This is a genomic window from Clostridium sp. AM43-3BH, assembly GCF_003479985.1.
Classification (GTDB): Bacteria; Bacillota; Clostridia; order Lachnospirales; family Lachnospiraceae; genus Otoolea; species Otoolea fessa.
In genome coordinates this window covers 197,629-218,356 of the sequence record NZ_QUIH01000004.1, presented here as the reverse complement: position 1 = coordinate 218,356, position 20,728 = coordinate 197,629, and the positions used below count along the sequence as shown (strand labels likewise).

Below are 20,728 nucleotides of genomic sequence, written 5' to 3'. Positions count from 1 at the left end.
GTGCCTACCCGTGAACCGTTATCTATTTCCCCTCATAGGTAATTAGGGCATCCACCGCATATCCGTTCAGTTTTTCGCGTCCCTTTAAGCCTGCCAGCTCCATCACGCAGCAGATTTTTACAACCTCGCCGCCCATCTTCTCGATGAGCTTGACAATCGCCTCGGTCGTTCCGCCGGTTGCGATCAGGTCGTCAACGATAACTACCTTCTGTCCCGGTTTAATGGCATCCTCATGCATCTCCAGAACCGCGCTGCCATACTCCAGATCGTAGCTTACAGATACCGTCTTGCACGGCAGTTTGCCTTTCTTGCGGATCGGCACGAATCCCTTGTGCATCGCATATGCAACCGGCACGCCGAAAATAAACCCGCGGGACTCCGGACCAACCACGATATCATAATCCACGCCCTCTAAAGATTTCTGGATTCCGTCGATCGCAAGCTGCAGTCCGTCTGCATCCTGTAAAATCGTAGTAATATCGCGGAAAATAATACCCGGCTCCGGGAAGTCCGGAATGCTTCTTACATATTCTTCCAGCTTTTTCATGATTTTAACCTCTTTTCTATAAATTTTGTATCTCAATTTCTCAGTTTCAAATCTCCATCCGGCTCTTTTTCCACCGTTCTTCTCATTTTTGCAGAAGTTTTCCCCTGCTTCTTCTTCCTTATATACATAGAAGCCACAATCACCGCCAGCACAAACAGCGCACCTCCGCTGATCAGCAGTCCCTCATGCAGTCCCTGCGGATAATACCTGAGTTCCACCGTATGGGTTCCCGCCGTCAGTTCCACGCCGGTAAATGCCTTCCAGACCGGACGCGTGATAGCTTCTTTTCCATCCACCGTGACCGTCCAGCCCTCGTCATACGGGATCGTGAGGAACAGCGTTCCGCCCTCGCCCGCGTCGATCGTGCCCTTCATCGCCTCCTCGCCCAATGTTTCCAGTTCAAATGGATGCTGGTTGAGGCGCTCATAGAGCGCACGCAGCCCGGCTTCGTCAAAGCGGTACGCGCTCGCGTCCATGCTTCCGGCACTGTCATTGCTCTCCAGCAGAATCAATGTGCCTGCCTTCACATATCCGGTTTCCACCAGATACCCGCGTTTCAACGTATCAATGCTGCGGCTCTCCCCGCCGACATCCAGTTTAACCGAATCAATCTGACGGTTTGCGACACTTATATAATACTCCCCATCTTCCGGTGCTGTAAAGGAAAAACGATTCCCCTGCTCCTCCCCGTCCGTGAAAATCAGGCACTCCGGCACGCCCAGCACATCCGATAAATCATTCTGGACATCCGCTGGCGAAGAAAGATCGCGCTTCCAGCCCGTTTCTACTATGTCCGGCAGGATAAAGCCGAGCGGCAGCGTCCACGGATTCTCATAGAGGTACGTGTCACCTGAAAATGCATAGAGCGACAGGCGCGGATTGTCCTGCTTGCCCTCATAGAGTGCATATTTGATTGAAAATAACGAATCCACCAGCGGCGTACTTCCCACGATGCTGTATGCGTTCGTCGAACCTTCGCAGCCCATCTGTTTGAAGAAATCCGTCACCCCGGCATTTGCCACCGATGAAAACAGTGATACGGATGGAAAATGCATCCACGCGCCATCATTTTTCGTGCGCGCATTCGTTTTATCAATCCGGTAAAATTCCGTCTTTTTGAGCGGCTCTGTCACCGCTGCAACATCCTGATTGTCTGCCACATAATCAGTCCGGCTCGTCGTCGGAATGCTCGTTGCCGCCATATTGGCAAGCGCCTCCACACTTACCAGCGCCATCGCCAGAAGCGCCGCCGTGAACGCGAAATGTTCTTTATTTTGATAGAAATAAAAGACGCCCAGATACAGCAGCAGAAGCACCACTGCCACATACCAGACAACCGGCTCAAACGCATCGTCCGTCACCAGCTTTTCTGCCAGAATCACGTAGCCAATCGTGGCGGATGTCACCCCGGCAAACTGCCGTTTGGATATTTCATCCAGATATAGATACGCCCGGAAACACATCGTCAGCACCAGCGCGATATAGATAAACGACTGGCGGCACGGCAGGCTGTTCGGGTAATGGAAGCCATGCCAGATAAAATTCAGCACATTGAACGAAAAGCTGGCATAGAAAAAGAGCAGCAGCACACCGTACACAACCTTTTCCCGGATCGCAATCCGGCGGTTCAAAAAATACAACCCCATAAAAATGTAGACTGCCACGCCGCAGTAGAGGTTCGGCCAATGGTCGAGTCCCGTCTCCACCTGTACATTTCCGATGTGCCGCGCGATCATATCAAAGATCGGGAAGTAGATTTCCAGTGTGGTCGGAAAATTAAAATCGCCAGACGCCGTACTCTGCAGCGCCGCAATCTCCGGAAGAAGCACCGCAGCCGCCAGCGCACCCGCCAGAAGCGAATACACACCAAACAGGAAAAAGCTGTGCAGACAATCTTTCCATCCCGGCCGTTTCTCCAAAAACAAGAGCGCCACATAGTAAATCACCATGAAGAGACATATCATAATTGATATATAGTAGTTGGACAGGATTGAAAGTCCCAGCATCAGGCAGTAAAAAAGCCCTTTTTTTTCGCGCACCAGCCGCTCCAGGCCGTGCAGGATCAGCGGCAGCAGCACGATGCAGTCCAGCCACATGATATTCCAGCTATACGCCGCCATATAGCCGGACAGCGCATAGAATACGCCGAAATAGCACGCTCCAAACTTCTGCGAACCCGTGTGCTTTTTCAGATACCACGCCATCGAAAGACCCGCCAGACCGCTCTTGAACACGATCATGTAGGTCATAAATTCGATAATCAGGGACGACGGGCATAACAGCAGCAGCCAGTTGAACGGGCTCGCCAGATAGTACGCATAGAGCGCGGCAAAGTTTACGCCCATGCCGACATCCCAGCTGTAAAGCAGGCTCTCGCCACTTAAAAGCTTATGCCGGAATTCCGAGAAAAATGGCGCATACTGGTGGTACATATCCGTCCGCAGGAAGCTTTCCTGCCCAAAAGGGAAAATACCGCGGTATGCAAAAATCAGGATCAAAATCACCACCGGCAGGAAAAATGCCGCCAGGAGATCATCCGACGGACGGAAAACCGCAGCCAGGCGGCCCATTCCGCGGGGTGATTTCTCTGGTTCATCCCACTCATCTAATTCATCTAATTCTTCCTGCTCCCAGTCATCATCATTCAACTCTTTAATGACATCTGCTCTGGACTCTGAAAGTTTAGATTTTCTGGCATCTTCTTCCTGTCTCCAGGCCGGCATTCGTTCAGCACGTCTCATATCTGTACAAGCGGTCTCCGAATCCACGTCCGCACCTTCCCGCTCGTTCCCATACTCCTCTATTTTCCCCGTTGTTTCCGCTCCCGTAAGCTCCCTGAGTGCTTCTTCCAGTTTACTGGAACTTTCGTCTCGTTCTCTTTGCTCCATCTTCCCTCCATCCAGAATCCTGTTCAGGCGGCGTTTTCTCTACTCTTTCCGGCTTTTCCGGTCTGACTACAGCATCCATTTCCGCTGTCATTTCTCCACACAGCCCTATTTCGAGGATTCTTTCTTTTTGAAAATAAATAATTTACTGCAAATATAATTCAGCACCAGCGAGATCGCTGATACCACAATCTTACAGATCATATCCTGTTTGATTCCCATGCCGTCTACCATCACGATCATCGCCACATACGTGAACACCGATGTGAGAATACGGCAGGAGAAAAACGAAGCCATTTCCTTAAGAAGATATACAGGGTGGAAATTGTAGCTTCGGAATACCCAGATCTTGTTTGTCACATATGCAAACAGGATCGCCGCCGCCTGACAGCAGATCGTCGCCATACGGTAGTTCATGCCGTTGTGGCGAAAAACCGCATAGGAAATCCAGTCCACCAGCGTCGTCAGAACGCCGAATATCAGATACGATATCGTCTCCCTGTTTACAAACTTCCCCCAGATCAGGGATAACTTTTCCTTTATCATCACTTTTTCTCCGAAAAAAGAATTGTATGGGCAGCGGTCCTTCGACATACCCATACAATTCCTGTACTTCTTGGTTTAATATTACATTTCCTCTAACAACTTGTTGACACTGACCAGCTTGACGCAGAGTGCAAACAGCTCGGTTGCAGTGATCAGATCCTGCAGCGGCGGATAAGATGGAGCAATACGGATGTTGCGATCCTCCGGATCCTTGCCATATGGATAAGTTGCACCGGCTCCGGTCATGACAACGCCTGCTTTCTTGCACTTCGCAACGATATCCTTCGCACAGCCATTCAGTGAATCAAAGGAAATGAAGTAGCCGCCGTGCGGTTTTGTCCAGGTACCGATCTCCAGTCCGCCCAGCTCACGGTCGAGAATGTTCTCAACTGCCTCGAATTTCGGGCGCAGGATGTTGGCATGCTTTCTCATGTGCTCTACCATGCCGTGGATATCCTTGAAGAAACGCACGTGGCGGAGCTGATTCACTTTATCATGACCGATAGTCTGAATCTTTAACTGCTTCTTGATATCATCCAGGTTATTGTGGGAGGTTGCGATTGCCGCAATGCCGGAACCCGGGAACGTAATCTTGGAGGTTGAAGAGAATTTGTAAACCATATCCGGGTTGCCGGCTTTCTTACATTCTGCCAGAATCTCCAGCACATGATCCTGCTCATCATCGTATAAATGGTGGATGCCATAAGCATTGTCCCAGTAAATACGGAAGTCCGGAGCTGCCGGATGCATGCGTGCCAGACGGCGTACCGTCTGATCGGAGTAGGAATTGCCGGTCGGGTTGGAGTATTTTGGAACACACCAGATTCCCTTTACGGTCGGGTCGGTGGTCACATACTTCTCCACCAGATCCATATCCGGACCATCTGCGGTCATCGGAATGTTGATCATCTCGATACCAAAATATTCAGTAATGGAGAAATGTCTGTCATATCCCGGTACCGGGCACAGGAATTTAACCTTGTCAAGCTTGCACCACGGGGTATTTCCCATAACGCCATGAGTCATAGAACGGGAGATGGTGTCGTACATTACGTTCAGGCTGGAGTTTCCATAGATAATGATATTGTCAGCCGGAACCTCGATCATATCCGCTAACAGCTCCTTCGCCTCGCTGATACCGTCCAGGCCGCCATAATTGCGGCAGTCTGTCCCATCTTCGCAGGTCAGATCACTGTCGCTGCTCAGTACGTCCATCATTCCCATCGATAAGTCAAGCTGCTCTGCACTTGGCTTACCGCGTGACATATCCAGCGTCAGATTCTTGCCCTGAAACTCCCGGTACTGATCGCTCAGATCACGCTTAAGCTCCAGAAGTTCTTCTTTCGTCATCTCGCTATAAGGCTTCATCCTTCAACATCCTCCTTGTTTCTCTTATTTATTTCATCATAATTTCATAATCTGCTTTTCATCCAGCTCCCCTTGTTCAAGGGTTCGGAGCATCTCATCTAAGCATCGTTATAATAATAACATAGGTACAAAGGGCATGACAAGCATTAATTTGTTATGTCAGCACATAAAATTTGTTATATGGTACCGCTTGGTTTTTCCGATTCGGTGCATTTCACGGACACCAAATTATAATAAAAACATGATGTTCCCCCTTCTTTCATATATTTATGAAAATATATCTTTCAGGTCACATCATGTTCATTCATTTTCCCATGCATTTTGTTCCATCACGTTTCCGGCACATCATTTCCCCGCTGCTGGTTCCCGCCCTGTTTGCCATTTCTTTCTTCGCCGGGCAGACTGCCGCACATTTCCTGCGCCGTCCATCCGGGCACACGGTTTCAGCGCCTGTTATCGCCTGTGGCTCGCTCCCGCCTGCCTTTGATTCCGATTCGATTCCGGTTTCCGCAGATGGAAACTGGGGACTTGGATTTCCCAGTCCAGGGCAGACACCGGTCGGCAATGCCTCCGCCGACACTTTAAAAAATTTTGATGCTTTCTATGTAGGCGATACCTCCAAGCCCGTCATCTATCTGACCTTCGACGCCGGATATGAAAACGGCTGCACACCTGCCATTCTGGAAGCACTGAAAAAACACCATGTCCCGGCAACCTTTTTCGTCGTCGGCAACTATCTCGAAACCAGTCCTGAACTGGTAAAACAGATGATCGCAGAGGGTCACACCGTCGCCAACCACACGTATCACCATCCCGATATGTCCCGCATTTCCGACAAAGCAGCATTTGAAAAGGAGCTGACTGCCCTGGAAACACTCTACCAGTCCGTCACCGGGCAGACAATGAAAAAATATTACCGTCCGCCACAGGGCAAATACAGTGAATCGAACCTGCAGATGGCAAAGGAGCTCGGCTACAAGACCTTTTTCTGGAGTCTCGCCTATGTGGACTGGATGCAGGATCAGCAGCCATCCAAAGAAGAAGCATTTTCCAAGCTTCTGACGCGCATCCACCCCGGCGCGATCGTCCTTCTGCACAGCACTTCGCAGACCAACGCTCAGATTCTCGATGAACTTCTGGCAAAATGGGAGGAAATGGGGTATCAGTTCGGGCAATTAGATGAATTATAAAATTATACCAGCAGCATTTTCCGGATAAACGAAAGGATCGCGCCTCCGATGCTGCAGAACAGCAGAAATCCGTGGTTCGCATTGATCGCCTCCAGCGCCGCATAGCCGCCGTCCACAATCGGCTGTAAGCTGCCCGCATTCTTCGGCATCAGGTACGCTGCCGGACCGGCTACTAATACCAGAACAAGGATGATTATAAACGGGATAAATCCGCGCCCCGTATCGTATTTTTGCAGCCGTACTTTACCACCCGCGTGCTTGCCTGAAAGAATCCACAGGCACCAAATCGCGCCCATCAGTACCAGAAATACGCCAATCCCTACATACAGCCCCAGACCATAATTTTCCTCGGTAATCATAGTTCCGATATAGCCCAGATCGTCGCCGCCATACCGAAATGCCTTCGCATTCGCCCAGGTGATTCCCGCCATCAGAAGAAAACTGGCTGCCTGCATCACGCGCGCCATCAGCACAACCACGCCGGTTACTCCGGCTGCCGTCACATCCAGCACGGACGGACCGTCATTTGAGTCACTCTGCGTATGCGCCTCACTGCGCTCCGCCGCCCGTCTGGTGCGCTCTGCCTCCCGGGACTGGCGTTCCAGTTCCCGCTGGTGGCTGCGCTCCATCCGATTTTTCTGACGCTCTGAGCGCTCCCGCTCCGACTCCAGAGCATGAAGGCGTTTTTCCATCTGCTTCTGCTGTTTTGCATCCCGCTTATCCTCTTTCGCGCTGGAAGAAGAACGTCTCGCGTCCTGTCGTCTGCGCGATGCCGCTTCACGGTCGCGGCGGGCATCCTCCTGTGCCTGGGATTGGCAGCGTTCATTGTCGCGGCGCTCTTCCTCACGCTTCTGTGCGTCCTGACTCTGGCTGCTCCGCTTTTCCTGACTGTTTCGTTTCGATCCAGAGCCAGATTCCGCCTTTTTCTCATCCGATTCCATCCGAGCTGGATTCCGCTGTTCTGAATCACCGTCGTCATAGCTATTTTCCAGCTTTCTTCCCACCGTTTCCTGTTCTCGGCGTACTGTATCATTTACAAGCGGAGTTCCGCAGTTACTGCAAAAATTTCCAACTGCTTCCTGTCCGCATTTTGGACACTTCATTCTATTTTCTCCTTCCTCCAAACGATTCTTTCCATCCATTTCCGCACTCATTTCTGGCATTTGAAACACATTTAAGCAATGTACATTTTTTACACAGCCAGAACTTTATTTCCTGTTTCCCATGCCCAGCTGCCAGAACGCCACTGCACTCGCTGCTGCCACGTTGAGCGAATCCACGCCGTGTGACATCGGGATTTTCACGGTGTAATCGCACGCCGCGATCGTCGATGCCGCCAACCCGTCACCCTCGGTTCCGAGAATGATTGCTAATTTTTCTTCCTGCGAAAGCGCCGGATCCGCGATACTCACGGAACGGTCACTGAGCGCCATCGCCGCCGTGCAAAATCCCAGCTTCTTAAGCGTTTCCATACTGTTCTCCGCCCAGTCGCCCTTCGGAATGTACGTCCACGGCACCTGAAACACTGTTCCCATACTGACACGGCTTGCGCGGCGGTACATCGGGTCACTGCATCCCGGTGTCAGAAGCACCGCATCCATAAAGAGCGCCGCCGCTGACCGGAAAATCGCCCCCACATTCGTAGGATTTTCTACATTCTCAAGAATCGCGATCCGTCTGGCACCTGCACAGATTTCCTCGATCCCCGGCATTTTCTTCCGTTTCACCGCACACAGCATCCCGCGCGTCAGTTTAAAGCCGGTCAGGCGCGTCAGCACATCAAATGGTGCCGTAAACACAGGCACTCCCGCACACACCGGGCGTTCCAGAATCTCCCGCCCTTCTGTCTCGATATGGCGTTCTTCCATCAGAAAAGAAACCGGCTCATATCCCGCGTCGAGCGCCCGCCCGATGACCTTAGGGCTTTCCGCAATGAAAAGACCTTCCTTTGGTTCATTATAATGAAATAACTGCCCCTCGCTCAGCCGGGCGTAGATATCCAGCTCTGGCGCTTCCAGGGTTGTAATTGAAATATGATTCATTCTGCTTTTCACCTTTTTTAATATGGTTTTCATGTTCTATCGAGTATACCACATTTCTTACAAAAAGGAAGTGCCGATTATGGACGCTGACATGAAATCATTCCTCTATTCTGCCGCATTCTATCATCCTCTTTCCGATTTCGTTCCTATTTTCATACAAATCTATCTTCGGCAAAAAATTTCGATTTGTCACGTTAAAAATGGCATCAAATAAAACGGTTTCAACAATAAATTTTCCTCTTTCCCCACATCTTTCTGTGACAGCAAATATAGGTTATGCACATTCCTTGAATATTTTCTGTAAGACTCTCGGATTGACTCATGTTTTCCCATTCCGGAAGACTTTATTTCAAAAGCATTTATTTTGCAACACACTTTTTAATGGCATTTTTATGAAATTTAATAAAAAATGCACCTTGTCACATTCTTTATGGAATAATAAAAAAAGAGCAGCAAAAACTGGATTTACGCTCGTTTGCTACTCGTTTCGGTATTATTATATTTCCTGTTTTAAAAAAAGTCAAACCAAAAAATCACCTGTCGGAAACAGGAATTCTGGTTATTGGTTCACGGGTAGACACTTTGGAAACCGGCACTCCCACTCTCCGCTTCAACGCCTCAATATATAGCCCCGCAAACCGTCCCGGTGTCACGCGATTGTGGGTAATGTAACCGATCTCCATATAATCGTCCACATCAAGCGGAATCGCTACAATATTCGGTCCGTTCAGTTCCTCATTGATGACACCGCTGCAGATCGTATACCCATTCAGCCCGATCAGAAGATTAAACAGGGTCGCGCGGTCGGACACCAGGATGTCCTTGCGGCTGTCCAGAGTGCTTAGGATCTCCTCGGAGAAATAAAAGGAATTGTGCTCGCCCTGCTCATAGGACAGACGCGGATAAGGTTCCAAATCCGACAGGGTGATGGAACTGCGGCTTGCAAGCGGATTGGCTGCACCGATAAATACATGCGGTTTTGCCATAAAAAGCCGCGTAAATTTGAGGTCGTGTTCCCGCAGCGTCTTGCGGATCACCGTCTCGTTAAAACGGTTCAGATACAGCACGCCAACCTCGCTCCTAAGCTTCGCCACATCCTCAATCAGCTCATACGTCTGCGTCTCGCGGATACGGAAATCGTACTCTTCTCCGCCGTACTCGCGGATCAGATCGACAAACGCCTCAACGGCAAAGGAATAGTGCTGGGTGGAGACGCAGAACTGGCGTTTCTGCGGCACAGCGCCAAAATAGCGCTCCTCGATCAGGTTTGCCTGCTCGATCACCTGTCTCGCATACCCCAGAAATTCTTCCCCGTCCGGGGAAATCACCACGCCCTTGTTCGTGCGGGTAAACAGGGAAAATCCAATCTCATGCTCCAGTTCCTTGATCGCCGCCGTGAGGCTCGGCTGTGCAATATAAAGTTTTTTTGCCGCCCCGCTGATGGTTCCGGCTGCCGCCACCTCCACCACGTATTTTAACTGAAGTAATGTCATGCCCTGTTCTCCATTCTTACTGATTTTCTGTCATTTCTTTCTGAACCGCATCTGCCACAAAATTACATCAGGCTCAAATCCGCCTCTAACGCACCTAGTCCACAAATTTTTCCGTCTCTTTCAGACGAACCAGCGCTCTCGCCATCGCCGCGCGGGTGCTGTAATACTCGGAAATACTCTGTTTCTGGCGCAGCCGCTCTTTCGCACGCTCTAATGCCTCCTGCGCCCGGATCCGGTCGATCTCCTCCGGTTTCTCGATCGTATCTGCCAGCAACATAACACGGTTGTTGGCGATCTCACAGAAGCCCTGCCCGACGACTGCCGCCTCCCACGGACCGTCCTCTGTCACCTGGAAACGCATTTCTCCCGCTTTGACTGCCACGATCTCGCTCTCATGGTGCGCCATGACAGCCATCTCACCGTCCACCGCCGGAAGGATCAGACAGTGGCAGACTCCCTCATAGAATGTCCGGTTGCTGGATATGATTTTTACATGAAAATCTGCCATCCGTTCCTACGCCTCCTGTTTCTCTAAAGCCTTCGCCTTTGCCACTACATCCTCGATCGTTCCGACATTGAAGAATGCTGCCTCCGGGTACGCATCCATCTCACCATCCAGAATTGCCTTAAAGCCCTTGACGGTATCCTTTAACGGCACATACTTGCCCGGTACACCGGTAAAGTTCTCCGCCACGTGGAACGGCTGGGATAAGAAACGCTGTATCTTTCTTGCGCGACCGACGGTCAGCTTATCTTCCTCAGACAACTCGTCCATACCCAGAATTGCAATGATATCCTGCAATTCCTTGTATTTCTGTAAAATCTCCTGCACCCGTCTGGCCGTCTCATAGTGTTCTTCTCCGACCACATCCGGTTCCAGAATACGGGACGAGGATTCCAGCGGATCGACCGCCGGGTAGATACCCTGTTCTACGATCTTTCTGGAAAGAACCGTAGTCGCATCCAGATGGGTAAAGGTAGTCGCCGGTGCCGGATCGGTTAAATCATCCGCCGGTACATAGACTGCCTGGATTGAAGTGACCGAACCATCTTTCGTCGAGGCAATCCGCTCCTGCAGCTCGCCCATCTCATTCGCTAACGTTGGCTGATAACCAACCGCCGACGGCATACGCCCAAGCAGCGCTGAAACCTCCGAACCTGCCTGTACATAGCGGAAAATATTATCGATAAATAGTAACACATTCCGGTGCATTTTGTCACGGAAATATTCTGCCATCGTAAGCCCGGTCTCTGCAACTCTCATACGAGCTCCCGGCGGCTCGTTCATCTGTCCAAACACGAGCGCTGTCTTTTCCAGAACACCGGATGCCTTCATCTCACTCCAGAGGTCATTGCCCTCACGGGAACGCTCACCGACACCCGTAAAGATAGAATAACCGCCCTGCTCCATCGCAATATTCCGGATCAGCTCCTGAATCAGGACTGTTTTTCCGACGCCCGCGCCGCCAAACAGACCGACTTTTCCGCCCTTGGAATACGGCGCCAGAAGATCAATAACCTTGATGCCCGTCTCCAGAATCTCCGCGACCGGGCTCTGATCCTCAAATGGCGGCGGATCCCGGTGAATACACCAGTGCTCCTCACCATCCAGCTTTTGTCCTCCATCTACCGTCTCACCTAAAACATTAAACAAACGTCCAAGCGTCTTTTCGCCAACCGGAACGGAAATGCCTTCTCCCGTCGGTGTTACCTTCATGTCACGGCTCAAGCCCTCGCTTGCCGACAGCATGATGCAGCGGACGATATTATTTCCCATGTGCTTGGCAGCTTCCATCACACACGTCTTTCCCTGATTTTCTACTGTGAGCGCGTCCCGGATCTCCGGAAGGGGACCGCTCTCAAATTTCACATCGACAACCGGACCGGAAACCTGGACAATCTTGCCTTCCGGCAGGCTGGTTTCGGTCTTTTTTGTCTTTGCCGCCTGTTCTCCCATCACACTCTCATCTCCTCTTCTCGTTCTCGTCTCTGTGCAGCCGCGCCGCCGCATACTTCGGTGATCTCCTGTGTGATCGCCGCCTGCCGCGCCCGGTTGTACATCGTATTCAAATCTTTTAAAAGTGCATCCGCATTATCCGTCGCCGCATCCATCGCCATCATACGGGCATTCTGCTCGCTGCAGAACGACTCAACCAGAGCGCCGTAGATAAATCCGGCTACATAGTTCGGAACGATCGCATTCATCGCTTCCTCCGGCGTTGGCCGGAGGGAAAACTCCTCCAGCCGCACATCGACCGGAATCGCCATTCCATGCATATCCGGCTTGGTAATCGGAAGCACTCTTTTATCCTTCGCCACACTCTGCATCACATTTTCCATTCTTGTATACAGGACATGGATCTCATCCAAATCACCCGACAAATATCGTTCCAGAAGCATTCCAGCAATCCACCTTGCCCGGTTAAACGTCGGATCCTGCGCCGTATACTGGAAATTTTCTTCAATCGGGATGTGCTGGGAGGCAAAAAACTGCCGCCCCGTCTCACCGATGACAAACAGATGTACCTCGCGGGAAGGATCCTTTAAAAATGTATCCGCCATCTTCATGATATTATGGTTATAAGCACCCGCCAGCCCTTTATCACCGGAAATAACCAGCAGCCCCGTTTTTTTCGACTGGTGTCCTTCTTTTTCAAAATAGGGGCTTTCCATGTTTGGCAGATGCCTCTGGATACGCCGGATGACATTTTGCAATGCATAGAAATACGGCTCCGTCTCTGCCAGTTCTTTTCTGGCTTTCTTTAATTTTGTCGAAGATATCAGGTACATCGCATTCGTGATCTTGCGCGTATCCTGAATACTCCGGATCCGGTTCTGGATCTCTCTGAGTCCTGCCATCTTCCATCACCGCCTTACTGCTTATCCGGTTTTGCATCCGCTGCTGCCTCCGGCGCATTTCCCTGTGCTTTCAGGAATTTTGCCTTGTACTCGCCCACCGCCTTCGCAATCTCTCGCTGGATATCATCGCTGAGTGTCTTCGTCGTGCGGAGTGCATCGCCCACCTGCGGGTAGAAACTTCTCATATATTCGTAGAGCCCGCCCTGGAATGCTTTCAGCTTTTCCTTCGGAATATCTACCAGCAGATGGCTCGTCGCCGCATACAGAATCACAACCTGTTCTTCCATCGAGAGCGGATGCTCAAGCGGCTGTTTTAACAGCTCCATCAGACCGCTGCCGTAGGTAAGCTGTGCCTTAGTTGCCGGATCCAGATCGGAGCTAAACTGTGTAAATACTTCCATCTCGCGGTACTGTGCCAGGTCGATACGTACGCTTCCGGCTGCCTTCTTCATAGCCTTGGTCTGCGCTGCGCCGCCGACACGCGATACCGAAAGCCCTACATTGACCGCCGGGCGCATGCCCTCGAAGAACAGCGAACTTTCCAGGAAAATCTGTCCATCTGTGATGGAAATAACGTTGGTCGGGATATACGCCGACACATCGCCCGCCTGTGTCTCGACAATCGGCAGCGCTGTGATTGAACCACCGCCCAGCTCATCCGAAAGCCGCGCCGAGCGCTCCAGCAGACGGGAATGCAGATAGAATACATCGCCCGGATATGCCTCACGTCCCGGGGAACGTTCCATCAGAAGAGACAGTGCACGGTACGCAACCGCGTGTTTCGATAAATCGTCATAGACAATCAGAACATCTTTTCCCTGATGCATAAAATATTCTGCCAGCGCCGTTCCTGCATACGGCGCGATATACTGTAAGGACGCCGGATCACTCGCCGTCGCTGCCAGCACGATGCTGTACTCCATCGCCCCGTGTTTTTCCAGTGTATGAACCAGTCTCGATACCGTTGAAGCCTTCTGACCGATCGCCACATAGATGCAGATCACGTCTTTTCCCTTTTGGTTCAGCATCGTATCTACCGCGATCGAGGTCTTACCGGTCTGGCGGTCACCAATGATCAACTCACGCTGTCCGCGTCCGATCGGGAACATCGAATCGATCGAGAGGATACCGGTCTCCATCGGGGTATCAACTGACTGACGCTCGATAATACCCGGCGCCGGTGATTCCACCGGACGGTATCCGGCTGCCTCAATCTCCCCTTTATTGTCGATCGGATTGCCCAGCGCATCTACAACACGCCCTAAGAATCCCTCGCCAACCGGGATACCTGCCATCTTGCCGGTCCGCATCGCGCGGCTTCCTTCTCCGATGGTGTTCGCATGTCCAAAGAGGATGCAGCCGATCTCCTTCGACCGGATATCCTGTACCATGCCTCTCACATCGCCGTCAAACGCCACAATCTCACCGTACATCGCATGGTCGATTCCATCCACATAGGCGATGCCGTCGCCCACCCGGCTGACCGTACCGATCTCACGGGCTGAAATGTCGATTCCATCCAGATTTCCTTTCAGAATCCCGATGATTCCCTTCTGGGTAAGGAAATCACCCGAATCCGGCTCTTTTACCAGATTCTTTAATTTATCTGCCAGTGCCCGTTTTCTTCCCTCCGTGCTCCAGTCATATTCCTCACTTCCGACCCGGAGGATAAAACCACTTCCAAGCTCCGGCTTTTCTTCCTTCACAATCCGGAGTTCCCGTCCCGGATATTTCTCCGAGAGAAATTTCCGGATTCCGGCTGCCTGTTTTTCATCCGGCTCTTTGACATATTCCAGCACACAGCGCAGATATTTATCCGGCTTTTCAAACGTCTCCGCTTCCTTAATCAGATCCGGCATCATTTTCATTGTCTGATCCTGTGCCAGCACCTCGATGATTCCCCGGACTGCCAGCGGAAACAGGCTACGAACCAGATCTTCCCGCTTCTCACGGGTCAAATCCGGATTTTCAAGCTCTGCCGGAAGCTGCGGTGTCGCAGCCAGTATCTCAGCCGCATGCTGCAGATCATCGACAGAAATCTTCTGCCTCTTTATTTCTTGTAAATAGACATCAAGTTTCTTCATTCTCCGTCGTACCCGCTTTCTTCAAAAACTCATCATAAAGAGCGCTGTCATCCGACTTCTTGTTCATCGAACCAGCCGCCGCGTCCAGAACCAGCGACAAAATTTCATGCTTCGCCTGTTCGAGCATCTTATCCTTCTCCCGGCGTGCATCCTCGCCCGCCTTACGGATGACTTTATCTGCCTCTTTCTGGGCGTTTTCAATCAGCTGGCGTCCTTCCTCACGTGCACTCGCACGCGCCGCATCCAGCACCTTGTTTTTCTCTGCTTCTATTTCATCCTGGCAGGCTGCGTATTTCTCTTTCTCCGCCTGCGCTTCTTCCTGCATCTTTTTTGCCTCATCATACTTTTCCTGAATGGCTGCATTCCGTTTATCGATCACTTTGTTGATCGGCTTAAAGAGGAAAATACGGATAATCGCATACCAGATTAAAAGGTTGATGATCGTAAAAACCAGGTTGATGTCCAACCGTAACATAGCCTTGCCCCACCTTTCGTTTTCTATCGTATCAGCTTAAAAGAATAATAATCAAAAGGGCAATAACGAAACCATAAATAGCAGTTGCCTCGGCAAGTGCCGCACCTAACAATAGAATCTTTGTGATTTTTCCCTCTGCCTCCGGCTGTCTTGCGACTGCCTCAGTCGCCTTAGATGTGGCGATTCCGATACCAATTCCGGCTCCTGCGCCTGCAAGAACTGCCAGACCTGCTCCGATTGCAATGATTGTACCCATAATAAAGTCTCCTTTTTGTAATTTTCTATTTCTCTTCTATTACTCGATTGATTCCTTGATAAAAAGCCCTGTCAGAAAGACAAATACATACGCCTGAATCAGACCGTCAAAAATATCAAAGTAAGCGCTGAACAATACCGGAAGCCCTACCGGAAGGATGTATTCAATCAATTTCATGATGACGAACGCGCCCAGCACGTTTCCGAACAGTCGCATACACAGCGACAACGGTTTGATAAATACCTCCATGATATTGATCGGTGTCACGATGGCGATCGGCTCTGTAAAGCTCTTTAACCATCCTTTTAAACCTTTGACCCGAATCCCTGCTGTCTCAATCAGCACAATACTCATCAGCGCCAGTGCTGCCGTGACGTTCAAATCCTTGGTTGGCGGCTTGAATCCCAGTATACCAAGCAGGTTCGCCACGCCCAGATACATCAGCACGGATGTCAGATACGGCGCATAGCCTTTTCCTTCCTCTCCGAGGATTCCCTCGCCAATGCCCTGCAGCCACGTAACAGCGTTCTCCAGAAGGAGCTGTCCGCGTCCGGGATGTTCAACTTTCAGACCGTGCGTCACAATCAGTGAAACCACGAGCACCACTGCCATCATGATCCATGTAACCACAACGGATTCTGATATGCCGATCCCGCCAATTGTAAAGGCTGTCTCACAGTTCAATTCCTTGATCAGGGTCGCACCCAGATCTCCCATACTGTCACTTCCTCTCTCCGGGTTGTTCTCCCGCGGCTGCCCCGGCTATTGTTCTTTCATTTCCCGATGCCGCCACGTGTTCTAGTTACTGTTCACGCATACGTGCCCAGTAACGTTTTCTCCTGTGTCTCCACATTCTTCCCGTCTGTTCCCGATCTTACTCCCAGAAATACAAATGGTAAAATTATATTTTTTTCCTATATCCATAGATAAAATGAATGGTGATAGTTATTGGTAATCGTTATTGCGGCTGGACATTTCTGGAAAAATACGATAAAGTGTGACTATATTTGGTAAATAGACATACAGATAAGTACAGATATAAAATCAGATAAACACTGTTTCAATCAGGCAGAAACAGCCCGACATACAGAAAGGATTTCAACTACATACATGGACATCAGTTTTGACTACTACAAGGTTTTCTATGAGGTGGCTCGGTGCCAGAATATTACCCAGGCGGCTTTGAATCTCTGCCTCACGCAGCCAACCGTAACAAAATACATTCATAATTTAGAAGATATGCTTCAGTGCAAACTTTTCAACCGCTCCCAAAAAGGCGTGACCCTGACCGATGAAGGGCGGATCCTGTTCCGCCAGATCAACCGTCCCTGCCAGCAGATGGGACGCGCGGAAGAGATTTTAAAAGAATATACGAACAGTCAGAGCGGCAGGGTTTCGATCGGTGCGAGCGAGCTGACGATGCGCTTCTTTCTGCTTCCTTATATTGAACAGTTCCAGCAGCGTTTTCCGAATGTGACCGTACAGATTCATTCCAACTCTGCGCCGATCACCGCTTCTTCCTTAAAGGCCGGGGAAAATGATTTTGCCGTCATCATCTCTCCGATCCACGAGATCATGAAGGAGCTGGATCTGGTTCACGTGATGCCGGTTGCCGAGTTCCAGGATATCGTCATCGCCGGAAACCGTTTTTCCGAGCTGCAGAACCGCACACTCTCCCTTGAAGAGCTCTGTATGCACCCGCTTGTCAGCATGGAGTCCGGCACGACGACGCGGCTTTTTTGGGACAATCTCTTTGAGGAACAGGGGCTGGATCTGCACCCGAGCATCGAAGTTTCTTCCAACGATCTGATCGCCCCGACCGTCTCCCACAATCTGGGAATCGGCTTTGTTCCCTCGGAATTTGCCCGGAACTACCTGCTCAACTACCGCGTGTTCCAGCTTCACTTAAATATCCCTATCCCGAAGCGCCAGATCCTCATCCTGCAAAACCCGATGCGCCCTCTGACGCCGGCGGCACAGGCATTTCTGGATATGCTGAAACAGCCGGTGCAGGAAAGTATAGGGAATGGACAGCCGGTCTTGTTACACCCATAGGGATTTTCACTAAAAATACCCTGTCGATCGGATTTTAATGCTCCTGACAGGGTATTTTTGTTTGTAATCTACAAGCTTCTAACCTCTTCATATAAATGAAAGTGATTTTTTCTAAATTCCAGAAGCCCTTCCCGCTGCATTTTCCCCAGCTCTGCCGACAGCGCCGATCGGTCCACGCCCAGATAGTCGGCGAGCTGCTGGCGGTTGAATGGGATATCAAATCTCTCGCTCTCATTTTTTACCGCCTGATCGGAGAGGTACGACAGAAGCCGTCCCCGGATGGATTTCGACGATGTATTGAAGATCCGGCGGGACAGCTGCAAGTTTTTCTGCGCCGAGATTGCAAGCAGGTTGCGGATAAGCTGCGTGTGATGTCCGCAAGAATTGGGACACTTCGACAGCATTTTTCCAACATTTAAAAACAGCACTTCCGTCACCTCCGCTGCAAACACATCGACCAGCAGCTTTTCCCCCGGCACGCACGCATATGTCTCCGCAAAAATCTGTCCCGGTTCTACCCGGTCTAGAATGCTGCGGTTGCCCCACAGATCATCGTTGACAATCATCACACTTCCGTGCATCACCACACCCAGAGATGTGACCGTATTCCCCGCGCGATAAATCATTTCTTCTTTTTCATAACTGCGTTCCTCCGCCCCCAGACAGGACAGCATCTCCCCGATTCCGGATTCGCCCGCGCCTCGAAACAGGGGGCTGCGGCTTAGAAGCTGCATTTCGAAGGGAGTTAAATTCAGGCTGGCGCCCGTTTTATAGTTTGATGCCATATAGATGTTGACCTTTCTGTTTTAACTAAGTGTTCTTATTATATCAAATATTTTTATATTTTTCTGCAATCTGATTTCCCGTTCTTGCACATCCATGCAACTTCTGCGATAATAGAAACATTCCTATATCAAATGAAGCTTTAAACCAGAAGATTTATCGGACAGGATATTTACATAAAGAGGAGACTTTCAAATGATCGAGCCAAACCAGCTTCTTCAGACATATATCCGCCAGTATCAGGCGGCAAGCAAGAAAAAAAGAAAGACCAGTTCCCGCCCCCGCGATCTGAGCGAGCGGACCAACCGGCTGTTTAAAACACTGAAACGCACCAAACCGACACAGGTCACCAGCCTCTCGCTGGAGGAATGGCACCGCCAGATCAAAAATCTGGCTTATTTTGCGTACCGTTCGCACAACGATGCTGTCACAAAGCTCATTGAAACCAGCCTGCTGCCACAACTCATCCGCCTGGATGAGGCAATGTTTCTGCCCGCCCAGCGTGATGATATTTCCGTGGATTTTCTGAATTATCTGGAAACAGAATTGGATGGTCAGCTCTGCACGCAGACACTTCTGGAGCTTTACCAGATCTATAAGCGCTACGTCATCCAGTATAAAATCATGGATCTCGTCCCATCCCGCCCAGAGCTGGAATTTCCGGAGACTATGGCGATGAACCGCCGTTTCATTCTCCACATCGGACCGACCAACAGCGGTAAAACATTTCACGCGCTGGAACGCTTAAAAACAGCGAAAAAAGGCACTTACCTCGGTCCGCTGCGCCTTCTGGCGCTTGAGGTATATGAAAAAATGCACGACTGCGGCGTTCCCAGCACCATGCTGACCGGTCAGGAGTGTATCGCCGACGATGACAGCCGGATCACAGCTTCGACGATCGAGATGGCAGATTTCTCCGAGGAATACGATATTGCCGTGATTGATGAGGCACAGCTGACCGCCGATCCAGACCGCGGGCATTGCTGGACAAAGGCGATTCTGGGACTGAAAGCCCACGAAATCCATGTCTGCATGAGTCCCGCCGCTGAATCTGCTGTCACACACCTGATCCATCTGTGCGGCGACAGCCTTGCCATCTGCCGGTATCAGCGCAAAACTGCGCTCATCTGTGAGGACACGCCATTTTCTTTCCCGGAAAGTGTTCTTCCCGGCGATGCACTCGTCGTATTTTCCAAAAAATCCGTGCTGGATGTGGCGGGACGTCTGGAAGAAGAAGGTATCAAGGCAAGTGTTATATACGGAAGCCTGCCGCCGGAGATCCGCCGCCGCCAGATGCAGCTTTTTACCAGCGGCAAAACCAAGGTGGTCGTCGCCACCGACGCGATCGGCATGGGACTCAACCTGCCTGTCCGGCGTATCGTATTTGTCCAGACCCAGAAATTTGACGGTACCACCCGGCGCGGTCTGTCCGTACCGGAGATCAAGCAGATCGCCGGACGCGCCGGACGCTTCGGACTCTTTGACACCGGCTACGTCAATGCGATGGGACAGGAATCCCTCGATTATATCCGGGAACAGCTTACTCAGGAGGAAGAACCGATCGAAAAAGTCAGCCTCGGTTTCCCGCAGATTCTCCTCGATCTGGACGAGCCGCTGGACGTTATCATCAAAGTCTGGAAATCCGTTGAGCCGACGCCTCCGTTTGAAAAGGTCAGCGTCGATGAGATTTTAAGCCTTTATGCGCAGGCAGAACGCTACAGAAACGATATCTACGGATTCGATGACAAACGGATTCTCTACCGCATGATCAGCTGTCCCATCGATATCAAGGATCATCAGGTTGTCCTGCAATGGCTGCGCTATTGCAAGGATTACCCGGCGGACAAGCGCCTGAAACACCCGGACAAAGGCGCCGGCTCCAAGCTGGGGCTGCAGAAATACGAAACATATTACCGCAAGCTCGACCTCTACTACCAGTTTTCCCACCGTTTTGACAAGATCATCGACGAGGACTGGCTCGAACAAGAACGCAGCCGCACTGAAGGTACGATCATGCAGTATTTGTCCAAGGGCAAAAAAAGCTACATCGCCCGCTGCCAGCGCTGCGGACGGATGCTGCCGGTTGGATATCCGTTTAAGATTTGTGATCCGTGTTTTCGTCACAGTTCCATTATCGCTTAGCCC

At 50.8% G+C, this 20,728-nt stretch carries 19 protein-coding genes; 3 read left to right on the top strand and 16 right to left on the bottom strand.

Going from position 1 to position 20,728, the window contains the following annotated elements:
• Positions 1-22: 22 nt before the first annotated feature.
• From DW931_RS08410 to DW931_RS08395, 5 genes are all read right to left on the bottom strand, one after another.
• The gene (locus DW931_RS08410; protein WP_022359322.1) at positions 23-547 is read right to left on the bottom strand and encodes an adenine phosphoribosyltransferase; all 525 of its coding nucleotides are present in this window, start codon (positions 545-547) and stop codon (positions 23-25) included.
• A 32-nt stretch (positions 548-579) separates the two neighbouring features.
• A complete protein-coding gene (locus DW931_RS08405) occupies positions 580-3,435 on the bottom strand; it encodes a YfhO family protein (RefSeq protein WP_118468154.1) in 2,856 nt (951 codons plus the stop codon).
• Complete coding sequence (locus DW931_RS16385) at positions 3,401-3,526, bottom strand: hypothetical protein (RefSeq protein WP_279220882.1); 126 nt, start codon at positions 3,524-3,526, stop codon at positions 3,401-3,403. The genes DW931_RS08405 and DW931_RS16385 overlap by 35 nt, the downstream gene beginning before the upstream one ends.
• 14 nt (positions 3,527-3,540) lie before the next feature.
• Positions 3,541-3,978, bottom strand: a complete 438-nt coding sequence (locus DW931_RS08400) for a GtrA family protein (RefSeq protein WP_118468332.1) — start codon at positions 3,976-3,978, stop codon at positions 3,541-3,543.
• 81 nt (positions 3,979-4,059) lie between these two features.
• Positions 4,060-5,346 carry an aminotransferase class I/II-fold pyridoxal phosphate-dependent enzyme gene (locus DW931_RS08395; RefSeq protein ID WP_118468156.1) on the bottom strand — a complete coding sequence of 429 codons (1,287 nt, stop codon included), beginning with the start codon at positions 5,344-5,346 and terminating at the stop codon, positions 4,060-4,062.
• A gap of 269 nt (positions 5,347-5,615) precedes the next feature.
• Here DW931_RS08395 and DW931_RS08390 point away from each other — a divergent pair, with 269 nt between their 5' ends.
• Entirely contained in the window at positions 5,616-6,536 is a 921-nt protein-coding gene (locus DW931_RS08390) for a polysaccharide deacetylase family protein (RefSeq protein WP_243036933.1), read from the top strand.
• Between the two features lie 2 nt (positions 6,537-6,538).
• Here the strand turns inward: DW931_RS08390 and DW931_RS08385 are convergent, their stop codons facing one another.
• From DW931_RS08385 to DW931_RS08340, 10 genes are all read right to left on the bottom strand, one after another.
• Positions 6,539-7,639, bottom strand: coding sequence for a zinc ribbon domain-containing protein (locus DW931_RS08385; protein ID WP_118468158.1), 1,101 nt, complete (start codon positions 7,637-7,639; stop codon positions 6,539-6,541).
• Positions 7,640-7,744: 105 nt separating this feature from the next.
• Entirely contained in the window at positions 7,745-8,578 is an 834-nt protein-coding gene (locus DW931_RS08380; RefSeq protein WP_118468160.1) for an RNA methyltransferase, read from the bottom strand.
• A gap of 533 nt (positions 8,579-9,111) precedes the next feature.
• Entirely contained in the window at positions 9,112-10,071 is a 960-nt protein-coding gene (locus DW931_RS08375; RefSeq protein ID WP_118468162.1) for a LysR family transcriptional regulator, read from the bottom strand.
• 94 nt (positions 10,072-10,165) lie between these two features.
• Positions 10,166-10,579, bottom strand: coding sequence for an ATP synthase F1 subunit epsilon (gene atpC / locus DW931_RS08370; RefSeq protein ID WP_107000516.1), 414 nt, complete (start codon positions 10,577-10,579; stop codon positions 10,166-10,168).
• Positions 10,580-10,585: 6 nt separating this feature from the next.
• Positions 10,586-11,986: a F0F1 ATP synthase subunit beta gene (gene atpD / locus DW931_RS08365; RefSeq protein WP_117796308.1), complete on the bottom strand. Its 1,401-nt coding sequence runs from the start codon at positions 11,984-11,986 to the stop codon at positions 10,586-10,588.
• Between the two features lie 41 nt (positions 11,987-12,027).
• On the bottom strand, positions 12,028-12,930 hold the full coding sequence (atpG, locus tag DW931_RS08360; RefSeq protein ID WP_107000517.1) for an ATP synthase F1 subunit gamma: 903 nt from the start codon (positions 12,928-12,930) through the stop codon (positions 12,028-12,030).
• Positions 12,931-12,944: 14 nt separating this feature from the next.
• A complete protein-coding gene (atpA, locus tag DW931_RS08355) occupies positions 12,945-15,014 on the bottom strand; it encodes a F0F1 ATP synthase subunit alpha (RefSeq protein ID WP_118468164.1) in 2,070 nt (689 codons plus the stop codon).
• Complete coding sequence (locus DW931_RS08350; protein ID WP_118468166.1) at positions 15,001-15,489, bottom strand: ATP synthase F0 subunit B; 489 nt, start codon at positions 15,487-15,489, stop codon at positions 15,001-15,003. Before DW931_RS08350 ends, atpA begins: the two co-directional genes overlap by 14 nt.
• Before the next feature lie 31 nt (positions 15,490-15,520).
• The gene (gene atpE / locus DW931_RS08345; RefSeq protein WP_022359062.1) at positions 15,521-15,745 is read right to left on the bottom strand and encodes an ATP synthase F0 subunit C; all 225 of its coding nucleotides are present in this window, start codon (positions 15,743-15,745) and stop codon (positions 15,521-15,523) included.
• Between the two features lie 39 nt (positions 15,746-15,784).
• A complete protein-coding gene (locus tag DW931_RS08340; protein ID WP_107000520.1) occupies positions 15,785-16,462 on the bottom strand; it encodes a F0F1 ATP synthase subunit A in 678 nt (225 codons plus the stop codon).
• Positions 16,463-16,855: 393 nt separating this feature from the next.
• Here DW931_RS08340 and DW931_RS08335 point away from each other — a divergent pair, with 393 nt between their 5' ends.
• Complete coding sequence (locus DW931_RS08335; protein ID WP_118468168.1) at positions 16,856-17,800, top strand: LysR family transcriptional regulator; 945 nt, start codon at positions 16,856-16,858, stop codon at positions 17,798-17,800.
• Positions 17,801-17,868: 68 nt separating this feature from the next.
• Here the strand turns inward: DW931_RS08335 and DW931_RS08330 are convergent, their stop codons facing one another.
• Positions 17,869-18,534: a Crp/Fnr family transcriptional regulator gene (locus DW931_RS08330; protein ID WP_182429129.1), complete on the bottom strand. Its 666-nt coding sequence runs from the start codon at positions 18,532-18,534 to the stop codon at positions 17,869-17,871.
• Between the two features lie 244 nt (positions 18,535-18,778).
• On the opposite strand from DW931_RS08330, the gene DW931_RS08325 reads away from it, so the two are divergent.
• Positions 18,779-20,725: a DEAD/DEAH box helicase gene (locus DW931_RS08325; protein ID WP_118481954.1), complete on the top strand. Its 1,947-nt coding sequence runs from the start codon at positions 18,779-18,781 to the stop codon at positions 20,723-20,725.
• The last annotated feature ends 3 nt before the right edge of the window (positions 20,726-20,728 follow it).

Bases quoted from the DNA above. Each gene is read 5' to 3' on its own strand.
- DW931_RS08410 (WP_022359322.1), bottom strand. From the start codon at position 547: ATGAAAAAGCTGGAAGAATATGTAAGAAGCATTCCGGACTTCCCGGAG.
- DW931_RS08405 (WP_118468154.1), bottom strand. From the start codon at position 3,435: ATGGAGCAAAGAGAACGAGACGAAAGTTCCAGTAAACTGGAAGAAGCA.
- DW931_RS16385 (WP_279220882.1), bottom strand. From the start codon at position 3,526: ATGACAGCGGAAATGGATGCTGTAGTCAGACCGGAAAAGCCGGAAAGA.
- DW931_RS08400 (WP_118468332.1), bottom strand. From the start codon at position 3,978: ATGATAAAGGAAAAGTTATCCCTGATCTGGGGGAAGTTTGTAAACAGG.
- DW931_RS08395 (WP_118468156.1), bottom strand. From the start codon at position 5,346: ATGAAGCCTTATAGCGAGATGACGAAAGAAGAACTTCTGGAGCTTAAG.
- DW931_RS08390 (WP_243036933.1), top strand. From the start codon at position 5,616: ATGAAAATATATCTTTCAGGTCACATCATGTTCATTCATTTTCCCATG.
- DW931_RS08385 (WP_118468158.1), bottom strand. From the start codon at position 7,639: ATGAAGTGTCCAAAATGCGGACAGGAAGCAGTTGGAAATTTTTGCAGT.
- DW931_RS08380 (WP_118468160.1), bottom strand. From the start codon at position 8,578: ATGAATCATATTTCAATTACAACCCTGGAAGCGCCAGAGCTGGATATC.
- DW931_RS08375 (WP_118468162.1), bottom strand. From the start codon at position 10,071: ATGACATTACTTCAGTTAAAATACGTGGTGGAGGTGGCGGCAGCCGGA.
- atpC (WP_107000516.1), bottom strand. From the start codon at position 10,579: ATGGCAGATTTTCATGTAAAAATCATATCCAGCAACCGGACATTCTAT.
- atpG (WP_107000517.1), bottom strand. From the start codon at position 12,930: ATGGCAGGACTCAGAGAGATCCAGAACCGGATCCGGAGTATTCAGGAT.
- atpA (WP_118468164.1), bottom strand. From the start codon at position 15,014: ATGAAGAAACTTGATGTCTATTTACAAGAAATAAAGAGGCAGAAGATT.
- DW931_RS08350 (WP_118468166.1), bottom strand. From the start codon at position 15,489: ATGTTACGGTTGGACATCAACCTGGTTTTTACGATCATCAACCTTTTA.
- atpE (WP_022359062.1), bottom strand. From the start codon at position 15,745: ATGGGTACAATCATTGCAATCGGAGCAGGTCTGGCAGTTCTTGCAGGC.
- DW931_RS08340 (WP_107000520.1), bottom strand. From the start codon at position 16,462: ATGGGAGATCTGGGTGCGACCCTGATCAAGGAATTGAACTGTGAGACA.
- DW931_RS08335 (WP_118468168.1), top strand. From the start codon at position 16,856: ATGGACATCAGTTTTGACTACTACAAGGTTTTCTATGAGGTGGCTCGG.
- DW931_RS08330 (WP_182429129.1), bottom strand. From the start codon at position 18,534: ATGCAGCTTCTAAGCCGCAGCCCCCTGTTTCGAGGCGCGGGCGAATCC.
- DW931_RS08325 (WP_118481954.1), top strand. From the start codon at position 18,779: ATGATCGAGCCAAACCAGCTTCTTCAGACATATATCCGCCAGTATCAG.